At 34.4% G+C, this 21,527-nt stretch carries 25 protein-coding genes and 2 pseudogenes; 19 read left to right on the top strand and 8 right to left on the bottom strand.

What is annotated here, in order from left to right:
* The first annotated feature begins 186 nt into the window (after positions 1 to 186).
* The 6 genes from CN326_RS18170 to nfsA all read left to right on the top strand — a co-directional run bounded on the left by CN326_RS18170 (position 187) and on the right by nfsA (position 6,159).
* The gene (locus CN326_RS18170; RefSeq protein WP_098310381.1) at positions 187 to 1,539 is read left to right on the top strand and encodes an aspartate aminotransferase family protein; all 1,353 of its coding nucleotides are present in this window, start codon (positions 187 to 189) and stop codon (positions 1,537 to 1,539) included.
* Between the two features lie 182 nt (positions 1,540 to 1,721).
* The gene (locus tag CN326_RS18165) at positions 1,722 to 2,558 is read left to right on the top strand and encodes a MerR family transcriptional regulator (protein ID WP_098310380.1); all 837 of its coding nucleotides are present in this window, start codon (positions 1,722 to 1,724) and stop codon (positions 2,556 to 2,558) included.
* 106 nt (positions 2,559 to 2,664) lie between these two features.
* Positions 2,665 to 4,017, top strand: coding sequence for an MATE family efflux transporter (locus CN326_RS18160; RefSeq protein ID WP_098310379.1), 1,353 nt, complete (start codon positions 2,665 to 2,667; stop codon positions 4,015 to 4,017).
* 266 nt (positions 4,018 to 4,283) lie between these two features.
* On the top strand, positions 4,284 to 4,865 hold the full coding sequence (locus CN326_RS18155) for a YdcF family protein (RefSeq protein WP_098310378.1): 582 nt from the start codon (positions 4,284 to 4,286) through the stop codon (positions 4,863 to 4,865).
* Between the two features lie 111 nt (positions 4,866 to 4,976).
* Complete coding sequence (locus CN326_RS18150; protein WP_098310377.1) at positions 4,977 to 5,294, top strand: magnetosome magnetite crystal formation protein family; 318 nt, start codon at positions 4,977 to 4,979, stop codon at positions 5,292 to 5,294.
* Positions 5,295 to 5,424: 130 nt separating this feature from the next.
* Positions 5,425 to 6,159, top strand: coding sequence for an oxygen-insensitive NADPH nitroreductase (gene nfsA, locus CN326_RS18145; RefSeq protein ID WP_098310376.1), 735 nt, complete (start codon positions 5,425 to 5,427; stop codon positions 6,157 to 6,159).
* A 56-nt stretch (positions 6,160 to 6,215) separates the two neighbouring features.
* Here nfsA and CN326_RS18140 read toward each other — a convergent pair whose 3' ends face one another.
* Positions 6,216 to 6,818 carry an HD domain-containing protein gene (locus tag CN326_RS18140; RefSeq protein ID WP_098310375.1) on the bottom strand — a complete coding sequence of 201 codons (603 nt, stop codon included), beginning with the start codon at positions 6,816 to 6,818 and terminating at the stop codon, positions 6,216 to 6,218.
* Positions 6,819 to 6,875: 57 nt separating this feature from the next.
* On the opposite strand from CN326_RS18140, the pseudogene flhF reads away from it, so the two are divergent.
* The 6 genes and pseudogenes from flhF to CN326_RS18110 all read left to right on the top strand — a co-directional run.
* Positions 6,876 to 7,028, top strand: a pseudogene (gene flhF, locus CN326_RS18135) (flagellar biosynthesis protein FlhF); the annotation flags it as partial.
* Positions 7,028 to 7,324 (top strand): annotated as a pseudogene (locus tag CN326_RS18130) (flagellar basal body rod C-terminal domain-containing protein); the annotation flags it as partial. The pseudogenes flhF and CN326_RS18130, both read left to right, overlap by 1 nt.
* 616 nt (positions 7,325 to 7,940) lie before the next feature.
* Complete coding sequence (locus CN326_RS18125; protein ID WP_098310374.1) at positions 7,941 to 8,660, top strand: AzlC family ABC transporter permease; 720 nt, start codon at positions 7,941 to 7,943, stop codon at positions 8,658 to 8,660.
* Complete coding sequence (locus CN326_RS18120) at positions 8,651 to 8,968, top strand: AzlD domain-containing protein (protein WP_098310373.1); 318 nt, start codon at positions 8,651 to 8,653, stop codon at positions 8,966 to 8,968. Before CN326_RS18125 ends, CN326_RS18120 begins: the two co-directional genes overlap by 10 nt.
* Before the next feature lie 135 nt (positions 8,969 to 9,103).
* Complete coding sequence (locus CN326_RS18115) at positions 9,104 to 9,316, top strand: DUF3951 domain-containing protein (RefSeq protein WP_098310372.1); 213 nt, start codon at positions 9,104 to 9,106, stop codon at positions 9,314 to 9,316.
* Positions 9,317 to 9,345: 29 nt separating this feature from the next.
* Positions 9,346 to 9,639 (top strand): hypothetical protein, encoded by a 294-nt coding sequence (locus CN326_RS18110; RefSeq protein WP_098310371.1) that lies wholly within the window; start codon positions 9,346 to 9,348, stop codon positions 9,637 to 9,639.
* A gap of 30 nt (positions 9,640 to 9,669) precedes the next feature.
* Here the strand turns inward: CN326_RS18110 and CN326_RS18105 are convergent, their stop codons facing one another.
* From CN326_RS18105 to CN326_RS18090, 4 genes are all read right to left on the bottom strand, one after another.
* Positions 9,670 to 10,266, bottom strand: a complete 597-nt coding sequence (locus tag CN326_RS18105) for a dienelactone hydrolase family protein (RefSeq protein ID WP_098310393.1) — start codon at positions 10,264 to 10,266, stop codon at positions 9,670 to 9,672.
* A gap of 6 nt (positions 10,267 to 10,272) precedes the next feature.
* Positions 10,273 to 10,590, bottom strand: coding sequence for an antibiotic biosynthesis monooxygenase family protein (locus CN326_RS18100; RefSeq protein ID WP_098310370.1), 318 nt, complete (start codon positions 10,588 to 10,590; stop codon positions 10,273 to 10,275).
* Between the two features lie 226 nt (positions 10,591 to 10,816).
* Entirely contained in the window at positions 10,817 to 10,996 is a 180-nt protein-coding gene (locus tag CN326_RS18095; protein WP_098310369.1) for an H-type small acid-soluble spore protein, read from the bottom strand.
* Between the two features lie 119 nt (positions 10,997 to 11,115).
* Positions 11,116 to 12,330, bottom strand: a complete 1,215-nt coding sequence (locus CN326_RS18090) for a helix-turn-helix domain-containing protein (protein WP_098310368.1) — start codon at positions 12,328 to 12,330, stop codon at positions 11,116 to 11,118.
* 118 nt (positions 12,331 to 12,448) lie between these two features.
* On the opposite strand from CN326_RS18090, the gene CN326_RS18085 reads away from it, so the two are divergent.
* The 4 genes from CN326_RS18085 (at position 12,449) to CN326_RS18070 (ending at position 15,421) form a co-directional block, all read left to right on the top strand.
* Complete coding sequence (locus CN326_RS18085) at positions 12,449 to 13,723, top strand: MFS transporter (RefSeq protein ID WP_483295654.1); 1,275 nt, start codon at positions 12,449 to 12,451, stop codon at positions 13,721 to 13,723.
* Positions 13,724 to 13,821: 98 nt separating this feature from the next.
* Positions 13,822 to 13,983: a peptidase gene (locus CN326_RS18080; protein WP_098310367.1), complete on the top strand. Its 162-nt coding sequence runs from the start codon at positions 13,822 to 13,824 to the stop codon at positions 13,981 to 13,983.
* Between the two features lie 385 nt (positions 13,984 to 14,368).
* Complete coding sequence (locus CN326_RS18075) at positions 14,369 to 14,941, top strand: histidine phosphatase family protein (RefSeq protein ID WP_098310366.1); 573 nt, start codon at positions 14,369 to 14,371, stop codon at positions 14,939 to 14,941.
* Between the two features lie 90 nt (positions 14,942 to 15,031).
* On the top strand, positions 15,032 to 15,421 hold the full coding sequence (locus tag CN326_RS18070; protein ID WP_098310365.1) for a hypothetical protein: 390 nt from the start codon (positions 15,032 to 15,034) through the stop codon (positions 15,419 to 15,421).
* 39 nt (positions 15,422 to 15,460) lie between these two features.
* Here CN326_RS18070 and CN326_RS18065 read toward each other — a convergent pair whose 3' ends face one another.
* The 3 genes from CN326_RS18065 to CN326_RS18055 are packed head-to-tail and all read right to left on the bottom strand — an operon-like array spanning position 15,461 to position 17,099.
* Complete coding sequence (locus tag CN326_RS18065; protein ID WP_098310364.1) at positions 15,461 to 16,363, bottom strand: alpha/beta hydrolase; 903 nt, start codon at positions 16,361 to 16,363, stop codon at positions 15,461 to 15,463.
* 12 nt (positions 16,364 to 16,375) lie between these two features.
* Complete coding sequence (locus CN326_RS18060) at positions 16,376 to 16,705, bottom strand: DUF3147 family protein (RefSeq protein ID WP_098310363.1); 330 nt, start codon at positions 16,703 to 16,705, stop codon at positions 16,376 to 16,378.
* On the bottom strand, positions 16,689 to 17,099 hold the full coding sequence (locus CN326_RS18055) for a MarR family winged helix-turn-helix transcriptional regulator (RefSeq protein WP_098310362.1): 411 nt from the start codon (positions 17,097 to 17,099) through the stop codon (positions 16,689 to 16,691). The genes CN326_RS18060 and CN326_RS18055 overlap by 17 nt, the downstream gene beginning before the upstream one ends.
* A 153-nt stretch (positions 17,100 to 17,252) precedes the next feature.
* On the opposite strand from CN326_RS18055, the gene CN326_RS18050 reads away from it, so the two are divergent.
* The 3 genes from CN326_RS18050 to CN326_RS18040 all read left to right on the top strand — a co-directional run bounded on the left by CN326_RS18050 (position 17,253) and on the right by CN326_RS18040 (position 21,387).
* Positions 17,253 to 18,077 (top strand): hypothetical protein, encoded by an 825-nt coding sequence (locus tag CN326_RS18050; protein WP_098310361.1) that lies wholly within the window; start codon positions 17,253 to 17,255, stop codon positions 18,075 to 18,077.
* Between the two features lie 310 nt (positions 18,078 to 18,387).
* The gene (locus tag CN326_RS18045) at positions 18,388 to 18,558 is read left to right on the top strand and encodes a Fur-regulated basic protein FbpA (RefSeq protein ID WP_098310360.1); all 171 of its coding nucleotides are present in this window, start codon (positions 18,388 to 18,390) and stop codon (positions 18,556 to 18,558) included.
* A gap of 1,350 nt (positions 18,559 to 19,908) precedes the next feature.
* On the top strand, positions 19,909 to 21,387 hold the full coding sequence (locus tag CN326_RS18040) for an Lsa family ABC-F type ribosomal protection protein (RefSeq protein ID WP_098310359.1): 1,479 nt from the start codon (positions 19,909 to 19,911) through the stop codon (positions 21,385 to 21,387).
* The last annotated feature ends 140 nt before the right edge of the window (positions 21,388 to 21,527 follow it).

Below are 21,527 nucleotides of genomic sequence, written 5' to 3'. Positions count from 1 at the left end.
AGGAAAGCACTTCTTTTTGTTATTTTACTAAATAACATTTACTAATTTTCTTTTTTGAATATTTTTATTAGCCGGTAGGATTTACAGCATTTTTGTGGAATGAAAGTTTAGGAAGAGAAAAATTTAAATCATCATGAGGCACCGAACAGCTTTAGATATAAAAAGTTGTAATGGAAGGTGGAATGTATGGTGAAAACGAAGCAATCTGGAGAATTATTAGCAAAAGATGAAAAATACGTATGGCATGGAATGCGTCCGTATAGTCCAAGCAGTACAATGATTGGAACAAAGGCAGAGGGCTGCTGGGTGGAGGATAGTGAAGGAAAACGCTATCTAGATGGAATGAGCGGTCTTTGGTGTGTGAATAGTGGTTATGGAAGAAAAGAACTAGCTGATGCTGCGTATGAACAGTTACAAAAGCTTTCCTATTTTCCAATGTCACAATCACATGAGCCGGCAATTCAATTAGCAGAAAAATTAAATGAATGGCTTGGTGGGGAATACGTTATTTTCTTCTCTAATAGTGGATCAGAGGCAAATGAGACAGCATTTAAAATTGCTCGTCAATATTATGCGTATAAAGGAGAACCGCATCGTTTTAAAGTTATGGCACGCTACCGCGGTTATCATGGAAATACAATGGCAGCAATGGCAGCAACAGGACAAGCACAGCGGAAATATCAATATGAGCCGTTAGCTGCAGGGTTCTTACATGTCACACCGCCAGACTGTTACCGCATGCCAGGAATTGATGCAGAGGATATTTATGATGTGGAATGTGTAAAAGAAATTGATCGCGTGATGACGTGGGAATTGAGTGAAACGATAGCAGCATTTATTATGGAACCAATTATCACAGGCGGAGGTATTTTAATGCCGCCGCAAAATTATATGAAGGCTGTTCATGAAACGTGTAAAAAGCATGGGGCACTTCTTATTAGCGATGAGGTCATTTGTGGTTTTGGACGTACAGGAAAACCATTTGGATTCATGCATTATGATGTAAAGCCAGATATTATTACGACGGCGAAAGGAATTACAAGTGGATATTTACCATTGTCCGTAACGGCAGTGAAAAAAGAAATTTATGAGGCGTTTCAAGGGGCGGGAGAATACGAGTTTTTCCGTCATATTAATACATTTGGCGGAAATCCAGCAGCTTGTGCATTAGCACTTAAAAATTTAGAAATTATGGAGAACGAAGGATTGGTTGATCGTTCTGCTCAGATGGGATCTCTTCTATTAGAACAATTAAAAGAAGCGATTGGTGACCATCCATATGTAGGAGATATTCGCGGAAAGGGGTTACTCGTTGGAATTGAACTTGTAAACGATAAAGCGACGAAAGAGCCAATTGATGGGGACAAAATTGCAACGGTGATGAATGCTTGTAAAGAAAAAGGATTACTTATTGGTCGCAACGGTATGACGACAGCTGGTTATAATAATATTTTAGCATTAGCACCGCCGCTTGTAATTTCTAGCGAAGAAATTACGTTTGTTGTAGAAACAGTGAAGGCGGCGATGGAACGTATTTGATAAAAGGTGAAAGCGGGCCAAAAGGACAAGGCTCGCTTTTTAGTTTGCTATTTATTGCAAAGAATACATACATGTATAATATAGTTGCTGCCCGCAATAGCGGGATAAAGTGAAACTGTTGTCAACGGAGCAATAAAAAGTGTGATTAGGTTAATGAATTTGAAATGAACGGAGAAATAAATATGTTATTAAATCAACGTTTTACAATTGGCGAAATGGCGAAAATGCATAACATTCCTGAATCGACATTGCGTTATTATGATGAAAAAGGGATCTTTCATCCAGCAATTGTTGATTCACAAACGAATTATCGATACTATACGATTGATCAATTTTCAATGTTGGATACAATTAAATTTTTACGTCAGCTAAATATACCGTTAAAAGAAATTAAACGATATATAGATGAAAGAACGCCAGAATTTGCGTTGGGCTTATTGAAAAAACAGGAAGAGATGTTATTGAAAAAACAAAGGGAAATCGAATATACGTTAGCAAAAATAAAGCATAAAATTCATCTAATGCAAGAAGCTGTACAAACAGACGCTAATAATGTCTTTTTTACAGAACTACCAAAGCGAAAAATTACATCTCTTCCTATTACTCCAAATGTAACGGATGATATGTTTGAGTATTATATTCATTCACTTCAAAAAAATATGAAACAAGTAGATAATAGTTTGTTTTCGGGTGATATAGGCGTTACTGTAGCAAAAGAAGCATTATTACAACATGATTTTCAAGCGTACAATAGCGTATTTATTCTTCTTGATTACATGCCATTTCAAATTGCTACTTCTAATGTAATTGAAGAGGGAATATATGCGTGTGCGTATCATCATGGACCATACGAAGAAACTGGTAAGACTTACAAGAGGCTGCTACTAGCTATTGAGAAGGATGGATATGAAATATGCGGTGATGCAATTGAATTAGCCTTAATTGATTGGTCCGTAACGAGTAACCAAGAAGAGCAAGTGACAGAAATTCAAATCCCTGTGGTGAAAAGAGTAAAATAGTAAGGCTTTTCATTTATTACAAAATATATTTTTTACTTCTCTCTTGACCTTAAAGTAACTTGAAGGTTTAGAATGTGAGCAGAGAGTCGTAAAGGAGAGTTTTGTTATGGAAGCAACTGAGAATCTAAGAGAAAAACCGATTAAAAGTTTATTTATTTCGTATTTAATTCCGGCTGTACTTGGAATGGTACTGATGTCGGTGAATATTATGATTGATGCAGTTATGGTTAGCCGAGGTGTGGGTGCGAATGGTTTGGCAGGAGTGAATGTTGCTGTTCCCGCATTTTCCATCTTTTTCTCAATCTCATTATGGATTGGAATGGGCGGAGCAACAATGTATTCTATCGCTTTAGGAGAAAATAAAGTAGAGCGAGCACGTTCTATTTTCACGCAATCTATGACGGTAGCCGTTGCTATTGTTGGTGTATTAATGATCATTTGTTTATGGAAAATAGAAGATATAGCTTACTTATTTGGAGCAAATGATGTAATTTTACCGTATTCATTAGATTATCTCCATGTATTATTCACATTTGGAATGATATATGTATTAGAGAATATTTTAAGTACATTTATACGAAATGATGGAAATCCGAATTTAGCTATGGCAGGTCTTATTGTCACAGCGGTGTTAAACATTGTATTTAATTATATTTTTATCTTCATTCTTGGCTGGGGTGTGACAGGATCAGCATCTGCTACTATTTTATCTGCAGCAATTGGTTTTCTTGTACTACTGAGTCATTTCTTTAGAAAAAACAGTATTTTAAAATGGACGAAATTACATTTAGAATGGTCGACTGTAAAACAAATTATGATCATTGGTTTTCCAAGTTTCACGACAGAGGTTACGGTAGCAATTGTAACGATTGGTTTTAACATTACTTTTATTCAGTACGCTGGTGAGCAAGGCGTTGCATCATATGCTATGGTAAACAGTATTCATGCCATAACGTTACTTTTATTCTTTGGAGTTGGGGCAGCGCTACAACCTATCGCGAGCTTCCATTATGGTGCAAACTTATCGGAACGGTTGAAAGAAGGGTTACAGCTTGCGGTTAAAACAGCTGTTGTACTTGGTGTTATTGCAACAATTACCGGTTTATTCTTTGGGAAATATCTTATCGGTTTATTTGACGTTCAATCTGAAGAATTATTAAATATGACTCTAATAGGAATCAGTTTATTCTTCACGCAATACGTATTTTTAGGTTATAACATTGTATATGGAGAGTATTTTCAATCCGTAAGACAAACAACAAAATCTGTTTTTATTATATTGAGCCGTGGGTTGCTGCTTATCATACCTCTTCTGTGGATTATGCCGAAATTGTTTGGTGTAAATGGAATATGGCTTGTAATGCCTGTGGCGGAATTATTAACAGCGTGTGCTGTATTTGCGATGAATCGTTTTTCACATCCAGTTTCTATACGAATGTTGGCAGAGAGACATGTATAATGATGAAATCCCCTTAATGTGTTAAGGGGATTTTTTGTTTTGTTATTCATAAACAGAATTTCTACTTCAAAATTCTAAGCATCACTAATAGAAATCTCAGTATGCTCTATGTAAAAAAATTGTATTGTATACGTGATTCTATATTCCTATTTGGAGTAGGAATATTACTTTTAAAGGATGAATTGGGCCGAATTGGAAAAAAGACTACACAAGTGGTTGGAAGAATATTAAGATGAAAAAATAAAGAGAGGGGAGTATTTGTAGAAATGCTAAAAAGAAAAAAGTGGATAACGTATGGCATGATTCTTTTGATGATTGTAGTTGGTTATATGAGTACTTTACAATATATAATTTACAAGCATGGACATATGGAAGCGCCAAATAATGCAGATTATATGATTGTACTTGGTGCGGGTGTGAAAGGAACAGAACCTTCTTATTCTCTGCAATATCGTATTGATAAAGCCGCGGAATATTTAAAAACACATCAACAAACAATTGTAATTGTATCTGGTGGTAAAGGAAAAGGAGAGGATATTTCTGAAGCTTTGGCTATGAAACGAGGATTAATAAAACAGGGGATTCAAGAAGAACGAATTATAATGGAAGATCGTTCTACAAATACAGATGAAAACATAAAATTCTCAAAATCTCTTATTCCAGCAAATAAGAAAAAAGGAATTATCGTAACGAACGATTTTCATATGTATCGTGCAAAAAAGATTGCTGAAAAACAAGGATTGCAGTTAGAGGGATTGTCTGCAAGAACACCAAAACCTATTATCATTCAATCTAATGTTCGAGAATATTTGGCAATTACAAAGTATTGGCTCATGGATCAAATATAACGAGAAATCTTACAAAACTGTAATTTAGCTGAAAGGTAAAACGATAGTTTCTAAAGTTTTGGAATGGCATAATAAAAGTAACAAAACAACAAAACTTTAGAGGTGAATCGTATGAAAAGCAATAATATTTTATCTTCATTATGTTATTTTAGTATTTTCTTTGCACCGTTCTTATTTCCAATTATCGTCTTCTTTATTGCCGAAGGTGACGTGAAATATCATGCAAAAAAAGCACTATGGACGCACATAATTCCATTCATTATCTTATTTGGAGGCCTTGCTCTTTCGGGGGCAGTTGGTATTGGTATGGGAGAAGCTGCAAGTATTGGTGTTGGTATGAGTGTAACGTATGTCATCTTTGCGGTTGTAGGAATTTATTACTGTGTTTGGAATATTGTCAAAGGTGTCAAGGTGTTGAAAGCAGCTTAATTATGTATGAAAGGATCAATCAAATAAGATTGATCCTTTTTATGTATCATTTTGTTATAAGCATATCGTTTGTCTGTATGCGAAAAATATGTTAATTATTGAGTATTCAGACTACAGGAGGCGGGATGTTATGAATGAAATTATACATAAAATGGAACAACACGTATCAGTCCGAAAATATAAGAAAGAGCTAATTCCAAAGAATATAATCGAAAGAATGATTGGAGCAGCACAGCATGCGGCATCATCACATTTTGTGCAAGCATATTCAGTTGTATATGTAACAGATGAAGCATTGAAAGAGCAACTAGCGGAGCTATCTGGAAATCGTCACGTGAAAAGCTGCGCGGCATTCTTTGTTTGCTGCGCAGATTTAAAGCGATTAGAAATCGCATGTGAGAAGCATGGAACAGAAATTAAATCTGATACAACAGAAAATTTTATTGTGGCAACGGTAGATGCTTCCCTCTTTGCTCAAAATTTAGCGCTCACTGCTGAATCCCTTGGATACGGTATTTGTTATATTGGCGGAATTCGTAATAACCCAGAGCAAGTAAGTGAATTGTTACATTTACCGAAGAAGGTATATCCAGTATTTGGAATGACGATTGGTGTACCAGATGAAACTCATGGAGTGAAACCTCGTTTACCAGTTGGAGCTATTTTACATGAAAATGTATATGATGAGAAAAAATATAATGAATTATTAGATGAATATGATCATACGACAAACCAGTATTATAAGGAAAGATTGACAAATCAAAAGGATGTGACATGGACTGGTTCAATGAGTGCGTTCATGTCGCAGGAGAAGCGATTGCATATGAAAGAGTTTTTAGTTAAAAAAGGATTTAATAAAAAATAATGTAGAAAAAGCGGCTACTACATATGCCGCTTTTTTTTATGTATTTTGTAACCTTTCTACTGTTTACAAGCCTCTACATCAATCCCAGCAGCAATTAATTTTTTTTCCCCTTCTTGTTCAATAATCTTTTGTAATTTTGATAAGAACGAATCAAAATCTGTATGCTGTGCAACTTGGAATGTCATTTTATGTTCAATTGGAAGCCATGTATCAATGTCTGCCTCATTATGCTGGATTTTTACTTCTAGTTTATCTAGAGCGTTTGCTACTTTTGCCTCATATGTTTCTTTTTCTTCAAACTCCATCCATAGGTCATATAATTCTTCTCCAAGTGGACCTGATAGTGTATGTTTAATATTCAGGATTGCTTGTTGTTCGTTTTCTTGTTTTTTTCGCTTTAATTCTTCACTATTCATTGTATCAAACGCAGGAATATCACCAGCTTCAGCTTCGACCAAATCGTGAATAATCACCATTTTAAGTAACTTTTCTATGTTCACTTCTTTATCTAAATAAGGCTGAACGAGGATAGCCATAAGTGACATACGCCATGTATGCTCTGCCACACTCTCTTGACGGCCGTTAGAAAGCCAACTGTGCCGCATTTCATATTTGAGTTTTTCTGCTAGTGCAATGATCTTTAAAATATTATATTCCATATAAATCCTCCTCCATATATGTTAATCTTAATACGAAAATGAAATGTGTCAATTTATGGCTTTATATTTACAAAGTTTGATGAAATAGCAAGCAGTGGTGAACTGCTAAAAACTCCAGCTGTTTCATCTGCACCAATTGTATTTACAACAGATGGCCAAGATGTTACACAGTATTTGTATATTGTAACAGCTGAACATTTAGCAAAATAAATGAAGCGGTGCAGCAAAATATCGCGCGTCTACAAACAAAATCAGTTGATGCAAATATGAAAGCATATCTTGTAAAGCATGAAGACAAGAGCCTTACAATAGATGGAATAAATATCGCTAATTTGCCAAATGGAACAGCAATTGTTCACAATTATATGTTAGAAAACTCAAATGTTGATATGACGAAAGAAAAGCCCAATCTTATGACAAACCAAAAGATGGTTCAAGCATCGCAGCGTGTCATGACAACATTTGATAAAGTGTACGATAAAGAATCCAATGAATTATTAAGATAAGGAAATGCCCGAAGAGGGCATTTCTTTTTTGTGTGGAAAAATAAGGATGGGAGGAGAGGGGGATGAAATTAAATATTGAGAGAGTTGTCTTTTTTATTTAAAATTCAGAATATTATTGACTCGATTGAATTTTCTTTTTATATTAGTAGGTATAATCATAACTACTAAAGGGAAATGAGGTTGTGACAGAAGTAAATTGTATCAGTTAACTACCCATTATTTAAACGTTAACATGTTTTTACGTACGTGTTGCATTGTAAGCTGATGAAAAACTGATTTTTATGGTCATGTATCATTCTTTGAATGATACATGGAGATTTCTTAGAAGTGTTACGATTCATTAGAGCGAATAGATAATATTGTGAAAGAGTTGTAAAAGTTTAGTTTTTCTCAATATGAATGCAACGCTTATATCGGTTTATCCCGCACTAACGGGCAGTAAGACTCCCACCTCAAGATTCTGAGAAAACAAAGAAGATAGGTGAGAGATAACTGCTCGTAAGAGCCCGATTGGTTCAACTAACCATCAGTGGGGATGAAGAAAAACCCCCACTGATGGAAGTTTCACTTTATTAGGCAAGCTGTTTTCTTACATAAGGGAGAAGGGGGAGTTAGGATGGAACGAGCAGCGGTATTAGAGTCTCAAGATGAAACGTTTATGCAGGGTGTGAAAGATTGTTTACCAACAGTTCTCGGTTATTTAAGCATTGGCGTTGCATCAGGTGTTATTGAGAAAACAGCCGGATTTTCAATAACAGAAATTGCACTTATTTCATTACTGATTTATGCTGGCTCGGCACAGTTTATTATGGCTGGAATGTTTGTAGCGGGTGCACCAGCTTCTACTATTATTTTTACCGTTTTCTTTGTAAATCTAAGACATTTTTTAATGAGTGCAGCATTAGCTCCATACTTAAAAAAAGTATCAATTTGGAAAAATATAGTGATTGGCTCGCAAATTACTGATGAAACATTTGGCGTTGCAGCCCAGCATGTAACAGGAAAACAATATGTAAGTGAAAAATGGATGCTTGGTTTAAATGTGACAGGTTATGTAAATTGGGTAATAGCAAATATCATTGGAGGCATTTTGGGAGATTGGATACCAGACCCGCATACATACGGGATGGATTATGCACTTCCAGCGATGTTTATCGGGTTGTTTGTTTTACAACTTGTGAGCAGCCGTCCAAAGTTATTTGTTCATCTTTGCGTTGCCATTGCATCGATTATGATTGCATTTTTTGCTCATTTCTTTGTATCAAATAGTGTTGCTGTTATTGTTGCAACACTTGCAGCAGCGACAATTGGGATGGTGATTGAAAAATGGAAGTAAGATGGGATGTATTACTTGTTGTACTCGGATCTGCAATCGTCACATTACTTCCGAGAGTAGTGCCACTGCTTGTATTAAGTAAAGTAGAAATTCCAGAATGGGGGTTAAGATGGCTAAATTATATTCCAATTGCAATATTGGCTGCATTGTTAGCACAAACATTATTTATGAACGAAACCGTGCAAGTGGATTATTTATTAGCGGCTATTCCGACGTTCCTTGTTGCAATTTTTACACGGAGCTTATTAGGTGCAGTACTAACGGGAGTTATTGTAATGTTTTTATTACGTTTATTTCTCCCATTTTAATGGGGGGCTAAGAAAACGATTGGTAGGGCTTGATTAAAGAAAATCCTCACTGATGAAAGTTTCATTTTTTGTAACAAGGATTATCTCATATTGCATCGAACTTTGTAATATAACGATTACAAAAGGGGTGGTGCCATGTTTATTTTAACAATTGGTGTTGTTATGTTTACAATGTTTTTATTTTTTATTATTGGGCTTACAACATATACAATGTTTGTTCAAAAAGTGACGCCTCAAATTTACTACACACCGTTTGAATCAATTACTGCACAATCATCTGTAGAGTTTCATGAAGAGCAGGAAGATAAGGAAGAAAGTGCGGATGAGAGTAAGGATAAAGATAGATAAAAAGTAATTTTAGTTGAAGGGGAAAAGAAATGAAGAAGTCGAAGGTAGCTAATATTACTGCTATTATAACAATTTTTATCGTGCTAGGAATCTCTATTTTCTCACCTTACAATTATTTGAAACATGTTCATGCAGAAGGAATTTTGCATGAACAAGGAATAAAAGAAGAATTTGAAGATAAAAACGTACAGAGTGTTACATATAAAGGAGATAATACTTATATTGTCAAAACAGATACGAAGGAATATGTTGTAATTCAAGAATATTACACACTTATGAATTATAAATGGAAGATATATGTGCTTGAGAAAACACGGGGATAAACGAAAAATAAACATAACAGAGGAGTAGGGCTACTTCTCTGTTATGTTTTGAAGAAAAGAATGTATCATCTGATACCCTTGATCCGCAGCCTCCTCGTTGTATTTTGGAGAAAATGGATCAAGAAATCCATGTTCTCCGTTAAGTTGTTTTATGTTTAGTTGTGGATGGCCTTTACTTTGCAAACTATTAATTAAAGTAGAAACGGAAAAGCTATGTTCGTTTGCTGGGAATAATAATAACGTAGGACATGTTGGTACAATGTTTGTGTAATCACGAATACGTGAGCCATAGCATCCGATAACAAAGTCAATTTTATAATCTTCACTACATAACCAGGCAAGCGTTGCACCGACGCTAAACCCGAGAATTCCCACATGCATATAGTTATTTCGTAGTTCAGCGAGTATATCTTCAATATGTTGTATCCCCTGTTGAAATCCAGCGCTCTTGAGAAAATGTGAATATGCCTCTGTTTCCTCATCGTAATGAAAAGGAGAGGAGCGGCGTAATAAATTTGGACAAATAACGTCTATAGTCGAAGAGGAAAATGTGTGAATGACATGCTTCATATGTTGGTTGAGTCCATATATTTCGTGCAGAAGTAGAAGCGCAGTTTTCGGTTTTATCATTTACTATTCTCCTTTTGTAGCACGGTACTCTCTTTCAACAAGGCAAATTCTTGTATGAAATTGTTCATACCATTGTTCTCGGCCTCTTTTTCTAGCAATCGTATGGGCTGCATGTTCTTTCCATTGTTGAATAGCTTCAAGTGATTCCCAGTACGAAATGGTAATACCAAAGCCAGTTTCATCACGTACACTTTCAACATCGACAAATCCAGGTTGCTGCTTTGCAAACTTTACCATTTCATCCGCAACGATTTCATAATCATCTGTTTCAGTTGAGAGTTGAGAAGTGAAAATAACCGCGTAGTAGGGTGCTTTGTTCATTTTGTTTTCTCCTTGCTATAAATTTTTTCTTTTTAGTTTAACATGAAATCTGAATAGTGTGTCATTTAATACGTATTTTAATTTCATTTACCGTATTAGATTTAATATGAAAAAATTCATGAAAAACCAAGAATAGTCTCGTTAAATAAGCAGTAAGACATCTAAGCAAGGGATTAACTGCCTGTAAGTACGAGAAATATAAGAAATCCCACTNNAGTGGGATTTCTTATATTTCCTCTAAGCTGTTAACTGGAACAGTAAGTTCACGATTTGGGTTTGTTGCTTCGTATATGTGGGCTGTTTCATTTTTTTCGTCGACATGTTGAATTGTAACAGGCATACCTTGAAAAGTTACATTTGTTTGTTCCGTTGATTTTGAAATTTCTTTTGCTCTTTGAATGTTCATTTTTAAACTCCTCTCTGTGTCCGATTGGTTAACCATCAAGAGAGCTTCCACTAATGGAAGTTACGCTATACTACTATTTTGGCTCATGGTAAGGAATAATATACCAATTGATAGAGAGTTTAAAGTTTTTGAATCATTTGTAATGTTTCTTCAGTGAAAGAAGAAAACATAGGAGCGTGATATTCTTGAATAGCGTTGTGCGCTTGCTTTGCTTCATACAGAGCTTGTTCTTTATCCTGCAGGTGCATATAGCATAAAGCACGAAATGAGCCAGCTGTAGTCAATAATGCTTTGTCTATTGGATGATGCGAATAATTAGGGATTGTTACTTGTTGTAGAGCTTGTAATGCTTCATGATAACGTTCTAGACCATATAAGGCTTTGCCTTTTTCAAGATAATAAAAACCATCTTTTTTGGGACCTAGCACCTTTAAAGACTGTTCCCCGTATGCTTCAATGTGCGCAAGTGCAACTTCATATTGTTTTGTTAGCATATTATGAAAATGAGCTTGTAATATATGAAGAAGAGTTGTTGATACGGCGTTTTCTGTAAATAGAGCGAATTGCTCTGCTTTCTTTAAATAGTACAAGTAACCTTCTATATCTTTAGCAAATGTGGCTTGATAGGACAAAACACGATAAAATTCATCCATCTTATAGTACACTTGATTTTTTTTAGAAAAAGCAATTGCTTGTAAAATAATATCTTTGCAGGCGTCATAATCTCCAATTGCTAATAAAATGATTGCTTCATCTAAAAAAAGTTCAATTTGCATAATTAAGTCCATCTCTAAATGTTTTTCTTTATATTCATCACGAATAGAATTGATTAATTGTAAACATTCATTATATTTTTTGTTGAGAAACAATAATCGAAAGAAGATGAGTTTTGTTTCTGTACTTTCGCGATATAAAGCATATTTTTCGAAAATTAACGTTGCTTTTTCAATATATGCATGGACATGATAATCTTTCATATGAAGTGCTGCTCTAGCGTATTGTTTATATAAACGTGCAGCATCTAGTGTAGATGGTAGCGCATCATGCACAATAGGATGAAGAATTTCGTATACATCTTTAAAACGCATATCTTGTATATGTTGCTCCATTTCTTGCACAAGAGTAGTAAATTCATTCGCTTCTTCTTCTAATAAAAAGCTTGCATCACAGCCGAGTTTATCAGCAAGATAATGTAACGTTTTCATGGAAGGAGTTGCCTTACCATTTTCAATTTGACTGAGCATACTTTTTGTAAGTTCTGTCCCAGCAAGTTCAGATTGGGTAAGTTTTTTTTCTTTTCGTAATGTCCGTATTTTTTCTCCGAGGGTAGCCATGGAACTTCTCCTTTTTTTTAAAAAAGTTAAATAGAATTAAACTTTTTGTTGTCAAATTCAGAAAATTGATTATATAATAAGTTTAACACAATTTAACTTTTAAGAGGAGAGTGATGATGTGGAAGGTGTATTAGAAAAGCAAAATGATGCACGATTAAAAATTGCGACGCGAAATATTGTTTTGATGATGATTGGGAAATTATCATCAATGCTTGGGGCAAATATTTACACGTTTGCAATGGGGCTGTACGTTTTAAAAACGACAGGATCTGGCATGGGATTTGCTATTACACTTGTTTGTGGTTCTGTACCACGTATGATCTGCGGGCCAATCGCCGGAGCAGCAGCAGATCGAATTAACCGGAAATTGCTTGCTGTTGGAGCAGATATATTAAGTGCTCTTATTATGTTCACCATGTTTTTACTTTCAACTTCATTTGGACTTTCATTGATCTTCATCTATGTCTCCGCAGCACTGTTATCTATATGTGCAAGTTTTTTCTCTATTACTTTAACATCTTCTATTCCATCTTTAGTTGATACTACACGTATTCAAAAAGCGAATTCATTAAATCAATCAGCTACATCGCTTGCAACAATTTTAGGACCGATTATCGGTGGTCTTGTATACGGTTTATTTTCTATGAAATTCTTTTTTTTACTGAATGGTATTACATTTGCTTTTGCAGCGATAATAGAAGTATTTATGGTATTTGATTTGTATAAAGCAGACAAAAAAGAAGATAAGGATCATTTTTTAACCAGCATAAAAGAAGGTTTTGTATATGTGAAAGAGCAAAGTGACATATTTTCGATGCTGAAACTTTCACTTTGGCTTAATTTCTTTTTTTGTGCAGTTACGGTCTCACTTCCATATATTATCGTTCAAAAATTATCACTCTCCTCTCAGCAATTTGGAGTAATTGAAGGAATGTTTGCTGTTGGGATGTTAATCGCTTCTATTGTTTTATCTGTTCGAGCAGAAACAACAAATAAGTTTCGGACGATTCGTAGGAACCTTTTCATACTGTCTGGATTATTGTTGTGCATTGTAGTACCAATGTTTCTTCCGTTATCTAAAACAATGGTTTTCATATATTACATTACACTTATGATCCTTTTTGGGGTGAATATCATCACGATTAATGTTCCATTACAAGTCTTTGTTCAAAAAACGACAGCACCAGAATATTTAGGGCGTGTATTCGGATTAATTGAAACAATTGCAACAGCAATTGTCCCTCTTGGAACACTTTTGTATGGTGTACTTTTGGACTATATACCAGCATCTACTGTTATGCTTATATCTACGTTTGGATTGTTTGCTGTTGTTTTTTTGGGAACGAAGCAATGGAAGAATGTACAAAAGCAGGAGGAAGTGTCTATATCTTAAAGAATAAGCAGTCATTGTTACAAAAAGATGAACTTCCTGCATTTGGATAAAAAAAGGAGTATACTAATATTATTATCCTATGATAAGGAAGTGTCGTTATGAGTACTGTTGGTGTTGTATATGGAGTTATTCTTTCTTCTATTTTTGTTTCTTTTACGGTAGGTGTAACGCGTTACATTCATAAGTGGAAAGAAGGGGTTGTAAAGTTAAATCATATTGAAGAAGAAGCAAGTGATTTCATGTTACATCACGGAAAATAAAGTGAAACTCCCATCGGGTGTCTTTTCCCACTGATGGGAAGCTCTCACCAATCGGGCTTTTACGGACAGTTATCATCCACCTATCTTCTTCTCTTTTCTCGGAATCTTGAGGTGGGGGCCTTACTGTCCGTTAATTTGGGATAAAACATTACCTTTACAAAATCTACTGTTAATGGGATGTTTTTTAGAATAATTAAAAATCCATAATTTTATTATGTAAACAGGAAGCGTGGTGCGGAGTATTTTAGAAATACAAGCATCACCCTTTTTTTATGTAATGTATTTTATTGCTATATTACCAAATTTATATAAATTTGGATAATTCCTTCCGCTATAGTTGTAGTAGTTATTATATAATTATGAAAAATGCAAAGGGGATAGGGGAATGACTAATATTTACTTTGTACGTCACGCACATTCTACATATATGCCAGATGAGAGAGAAAGACCATTGTCTGAGAAAGGATGGCAAGCAGCAGAGAGTGTGATAGAAGTATTACAAAATGAATCGATAGATGTTGTGATTGCTAGTCCATATAAAAGGGCTATTCAAACAGTAGAAGGGATTGCTGAACATTTCGAATTATCGATTGAGTTAGAGGAAGATTTAAGAGAACGTTTATTAAGTTTAGAGCCTGTCGAAGATTTCGAGAAATCCATTACGAGAGTATGGGAGAATCCTTCTTTTCAGCTTGAAGGTGGAGAATCTAACACTATTGCCCAGCAGCGCGGAGTTTCTTGCATGATGAAAATCTTGCAGAAATATAGAGGGAAAAATATTGTAATAGGAACACATGGGAATATTATGGTCCTTATTATGAATTATTTCGATTCCAAATATGATTTTTCATTTTGGAAAGGGCTTCATATGCCTGACATATATAAGCTCACATTTACAGAAGATCAGCTTATTCAAGTAAATCGACTTTGGAAAGAAGACATTGTAAAAAATGTGTGAAGATTGACGAAAAGGGCAGGAGATTATGTAACAGTTATAGAAATCAATGGCTGGAGTGAAAAAGTTTTTTAATAAAAGGAGGCTGTTCATATGTTCGAGAAAAACAATAGATTTTCATCCATGCCAGGAGAAGTTGTAGAAGTTCACAATGTGTATGAAATTTTACCACCTGACGGAACGATTATTGGTATGGCAACACCTGAGGAAATGGAAATTGCTGCAGAACTAGAACTAAAGCATTACGCTTTTTCACGTTTAATGGAAGCAAATATTCAATTAGACGGTGCCTCCTATAAAGAGATGTTAGAAGAGTTCGAAGAATATGAGAGAAAATCGATGGCTTTCTGGCGGGCACTGCATGAGCGTTTATCTGTGCCATGGGCATGGGTGTTACGCGTTGATGTTGCAAACGGTCCCATTCATGTAAACAATGGAAACTTGTTTTATGATGTAGAAGAGTTAGAAGAAGACTTTGAATAAGAAGAAGGGGAAAGCAGTATAGACACTGCTTTCCTCTTTCTATAAGTTCTGTATATTTTTGATTTGTTTTATTGCTTCAATTATAATATCGGGCCGATCTATTTCAATGGAGTGCCCCGATTTAGTAGCAACAACAAGCTGGCTTTGTTTTGAAAGTGTAGTTTGTTCATGAATGAGTTCTTGCCATACATTTTCTAATGCTTCTGCTTCTTCATAAGGAATACCATCTTGAATTGCTTGTTGTATAGAATGATGAGCATCTCTGCTAATAATTATTAACGGTATATCAGGGAATTGATTTAAGTCTTTTATTTTTTGTGCACAATCTTTCCAATGGATGATTTCTGATGCAACAGCTTTATAAAGAGATGGAGAGATTGTAAAAGCTAATAATCGTTTTTGTATTTCAATAGGTAATGTAGTTTGCGTAGCTGTTAGTTTTGGGGATACCTCTTGTTGTAATTTGACAGTGTCCATATTGGCATAGCATAAACATTTTTTTATCCATTTTTCATCTGAATCTGTTTTATCTAATGTGGGTAAGTTTAGTTCGTCCAAGCGATGCAGATTCATAGATGTTGAATCGATGAGAACAAGCGCAGCAACTTGTTCTGGATAGAGCATGGTAAAGTGCTGGGCACATAAACCTCCATAAGAATGCCCAACTAAAATAATCGGTTCTGGAATGTGTAAAACGTGTAGCAACTCCCGTAATTCGTATGCGGTTTGCACCGTTGTACGTTCTTCCTCATTTAATTCACTTGTTCCATAGCCAGATCGATGGAACAAAACAATTTTGTAGTATGGAGAAAGTTCATTCGCAACTTCTATCCAATTATAAAAGGAGCAAAACATACCGGTTTGAATCACAACAGTTTGCGTGCCTTGTCCTGTTATCAGCACTTCAACTTTTTTCCCGAAAACATCTACATGTGTAATCAAAAGAAAGCCCCCTTAAGTTTGAAAAAATCTCTGACAGGCCAATAATATCCCCCATACTCCTATACCAAATAGAATAGAAATGCTAAGTGAAAAAGAGTTGCGAAGACCTAAATATACAATGAATAATAGTAAGGCTGATGCTGGAAAACCATATAACACTCCTAGTGCAAAATCGCTTAATTTTTCTCGAGAACCTCCTTCGACAGAAATCCAAAATAAACTGAGCAAACTAATTAATGGAAGGGCGGCAATGAAGCCCCCAAGTGTACTATAGTGCTTAGCGATCTCTGTAACTCCTCCAATAATAAGTGCAGAAACAATCACTTTAATGAGAAAAGACATCGTGAGCCTCCTTCGCTAATAATTCAAATGCCGATTGAATCAGCTTTTTTTCTTCTTTAGATAACTTCTCTCCTATTTGTTTTAGTTTTGCCTCATCGAGCAGTGTATGTGTAGCTAATGCTTGTTGTCCTGTTTCTGTTAGCTTTACAATTACAACTCGTTCATCTTGTTTACTGCGCTCTTTTACTACAAACCCTTTCTGAATTAACCGCTTAATATGTTCAGAAGCTGTGTTATGAGAGAGATGTAGTTCTGCGGCGATATGACTGATGGTTGGTGCTTCTTTTCGAGAAATCATTTGTAAAATACGAATGGCTTGGTGAGTTAAATTTTCTTCATATTCGTGACGGAGATAAAAATAAATTGTTTCCCAATGTTTATTTAATGTTAGCATGATTACAACTCCTTTTTTATATCGTATAATACGATATAATCGCTTGTAAAGATGTAAAAAGTTTTATTTATTAAATTTTTCTGTGAAAAAGTATCTTTTTTTTAGTAGATAATATAAGCTTATTTTAAAATAACAATGAAACGAGGGATGAGGATGGAAGCCGTACATACGTTTAAATGGACTGGTGATGAAAAAGCATATTTAAATGAGATTCATGTAGAAACGCTAGGTCCTCTTTCTATCGGATTATATGGTGGAAATACAGAAGCTGGTGCAAGCAAAAGTAAAAATGCTGTGCTTGCTTGGTGTGATCCACAAGGAACATGGGAATTTGTTATGATTTTTGATGCACAAAGTACTATCGACAGAGCAAAGCATATTATAGATATAATTTGTAAAAGAAAAGAGAAGTTATTACAGCTTTTCACTTATCCTTCTCATCTAGTTTTTCATCATACGCATATGTATTTATTATCGCTCTTTACAGATGAAAAATTTATTGAAGAAAGTGAACGAATACAAGGACAAACATCATGCCTTATTTGTCTTCGGAAGGGGAACTTTCTGTATTGGTTGTCAGTAGGGGAATGTTTTGTCTACTTATTTCACCCAAGACTATTACAATGTGACCAGGGGCGTTTGAATAAACGGCAATGTTATGAGAGGATTGGCAGAAAGAATATTTTTTCAGCAGCAACACCTTGTTTTACGTCGGGGGTTCGTGAATTACAAGAAGGAACCAATCACCTTGTGATGGCAACAGATGGGATTGTTGAATGTGGTGAACGGATATTTGAAGACGATTATCTATTATATCAATCGTTACATGCGGAAGATGCCCTTCATATTGGACAAATACTTGACAAGGTAGATTCTTGGAAAGAAGCAAAAAGTGTCACAATTATTGGTTGGTCCGTTGATATAGAAAATATAGATTGGACCTGTGAGGGTGATGAAAGCAGATATGATAAAAAATAGAAGTAATATGTAAAACATACCGCACAGAAATACATTTTTCTATGCGGTATGTTTTATTTTCAAGAAACACTATTAAAGAAAGAGTTTAGAAGGCTGGATGGAATGTTAATATTTGATGTAATCATTCCGGATATAAGAAGTAGAATGTTCAAAAAAAAAGATCTCAAAAAGTGTCATGAGATCTTTTTTTTTGCATATATATGTATAATGTGGCCACAAAGCGGTAGTATAATCTCACTTCCTAAAAATCTATTTTAAAGCAGGTAAAGGTTATTATAGGGAAATTGCCGAAAGGAGTTTTGAAGAAAGAATGAGTTATGGGCTCCGTTATGCTGTAGAACAAAGAAAAAAGCAATTGATTGAGAAGTTAATTGATGTAGGTGTATACAAAGTATTAAATAAACAATTATATGAATTATCACTAGATGAATTAGAAAAAGAATATAATGATATCTTAAAATATGAAGATGTACGCGCGTAGTTTATTACCTTACAGTTCAGAAGAATTCAAGGTGATAGGTATGGTTAACCATCAGTGGGGGATGAAAAAAACCTCCACTGATGGAAGTTTCACTTTATAAAAATCCCCTTTCACAGTAAGTATTATCAAGAACTAAATTATAAAAAGCTTTAAAAATAAAGGAGAACACATATTAGTCATATATAATATGTGTTCTCCTTTTATCTAGTATTAAACAAAAGCACCCGATAGTTTAAGTGTAAACCTTCACAATGTTGTATAAAAAAATTCTCCCTCATTACCAAGGAAGTTTTTGTGTTATTCCTCTAAACTAGGCAAGTTTATTTCCACTGCACCCCTATTTTAACCCTTATTTACCTTAAACATGGACAAGAGTACTGTTCACTTATATTTAATTGAGTATATTATAAAGAACCAATTTATAAATGTTTAAGGAGTTGAAGAGTATTGTCTTTTCCGAACATCCTGAACATCTCGCCTACCATTGTGGGTTTGAAATAAAGTCACGATGTTTGTAAGAATGACGCGAAGCTTTGAACAAAGTTGCGATGTTTATAAAAATGATGCGATGCTTTATTGCTTTGATCGAAGAATTTTAAATGAATTTGGATTTTTTATTACATGAATTGTCCATTCAAAAAGAAAAGAATCCATTTTGATTAATATTCTTTTTGAATGGATTCTTTTGCTTATTGTACAGTTAGCTTTCTTTAAATGGATTGTGATTTTGAATAAAATTTTGTTTTCACTTTTTGATCAAACTTTGTTTTAATGCCACACAATTTAGGATTAAGATTTTTATGGAGGGGAAGTATAAAGAAAGAAGGAATATACATTGTTGATTCTAAAGAAGTAGTTAGCAGTAATTTCAGATGAAGATGATTGTGATATTGCATTCCATAAAAAAGAATGTTACTCTAAAAATAGAATTATGAGAGGACTGATGGATGAATAATGATTAACTAATCTATATTTTAATTTGAAATTAATAACTTCAAACTACAAAATATAGGGTTAGTCTATCCATTTTTATTAATCAGTTTATACTTTATTTGTCATGATTCCAATGATTAATAAGAACTTATTAAGTATAAGTGAAATACTAATCCTTCCGATTACAAATTGGGAGGATTTTTTTATTCTCTTATAGGTAAGTTGATATTTATTAATCCGTAACTGTAACCTAACAAATAAAGGAGAGAGAAAAATGAGTAATTCAGACACTATTGTTACACATGTAATGCTCTATATAAGTCGTTAATATCCATCAAACTTATATGGAGGAATTAAAAAATTGATGGATATTCCGACTTTATATGAAAAGTGTTGATATATAAAGGAGGAATTATTATGTCAATGATAAAAGTGCAAGACTTAACTTTTTCATACCCAGGTAGCTTTGATAATATTTTTGAAGGTGTAAACTTTCAAATAGATACGGATTGGAAACTAGGGTTTATTGGTAGAAACGGACGAGGTAAAACGACATTCTTTAATTTATTATTAGGTAATTATGAGTATAGTGGGAAAATCACTTCTTCGGTAGAATTTAATTATTTCCCTTACCCAGTTTCGGATAAGAACAAGTTCACTCATGAAATCCTTGAAGAAATTTGTCCCCAAGCAGAAGATTGGGAATTTCTGCGTGAAATATCCTATTTAAATGTTGATGCCGAGGCCATGTATCGACCATTTAAAACATTATCAAATGGAGAACAAACAAAGGTGTTGCTTGCTGCACTGTTTTTGAATGAGGGTCAATTTCTATTAATTGATGAGCCAACAAATCATCTAGACACTGATACACGAAAGATGGTCTCTGATTATCTAAGGAAGAAAAAAGGGTTTATTTTGATTTCACATGACAGAATCTTTTTAGATGGTTGCGTTGACCATATCTTATCTATAAATAGAGCAAATATTGAAGTTCAAAGTGGTAACTATTCTTCTTGGAAGTTAAATTTTGATAGACAGCAGGAACACGAAGAGGCTACAAATGAGCGTCTACAAAAAGATATAGGGAGATTAAAACAGTCTTCAAAGAATTCAGCAGATTGGTCTCATCAAGTGGAAGCTTCCAAAAATGGAACAAGGAATTCAGGATCTAAGTTAGATAAGGGTTTTGTAGGACATAAAGCGGCCAAGATGATGAAGAGAGCGAAGAACCTTGAATCAAGGCAACAAAAAGCTATTGAAGAAAAGTCAAAATTACTAAAAAATGTGGAGAAAACTGAGTCGTTAAAATTAGAACAATTGAAATTTCAGTCAAATGAATTGGTTGTTTTGGCTGATGTGTCTGTTAAGTATGATGACCAAATAGTAAATGAACCCATTCGCTTCATAGTTGAACAAGGGGATCGAATTGTACTTGATGGAAAGAATGGAAGCGGGAAAAGTAGTATCCTAAAACTAATTCTAGGACATCCAATACAGCATACAGGCTCAGTTAATTTAGGTTCAGGACTCATCATTTCCTATGTCCAACAAGATACTTCTCATTTGAAGGGATCGTTATCGGACTTTATTGAAGAGCACGAGATTGATGAGACGTTATTTAAATCCATCCTACGTAAGATGGATTTTGACCGAATTCAGTTTGAGAAAGATATATCTCATTATTCTGGTGGACAAAAGAAAAAGCTGCTTATCGCTAAAAGTTTATGTGAAAAAGCTCATTTATATATATGGGATGAACCATTAAATTTTATTGATATTTATTCGCGTATGCAGATTGAAGAGCTTATTCAACAATTTAATCCCACAATGGTTATTGTTGAGCATGATAAGGCATTTCAACAAACAGTTGCAACAAAAACTATATCTATATAGTTCAAAGTGAATGATTAAAGATATAATCAGTAAATTAAGTCATTAAACTATAGGTCGCTTTAATGGAGTGATGAAAAAAGCCTAATTTCTCTACAATAAATTGAGAAATTAGGCTTTTTAATAGGAAAAGTAGGATACAT

Source organism: Bacillus sp. AFS018417, from assembly GCF_002560985.1.
Taxonomy (GTDB): domain Bacteria; phylum Bacillota; class Bacilli; order Bacillales; family Bacillaceae_G; genus Bacillus_A; species Bacillus_A rhizoplanae.
The sequence above is the reverse complement of the archived record's forward strand: the minus strand, read 5'-3'. Positions and strand labels throughout refer to the sequence as shown.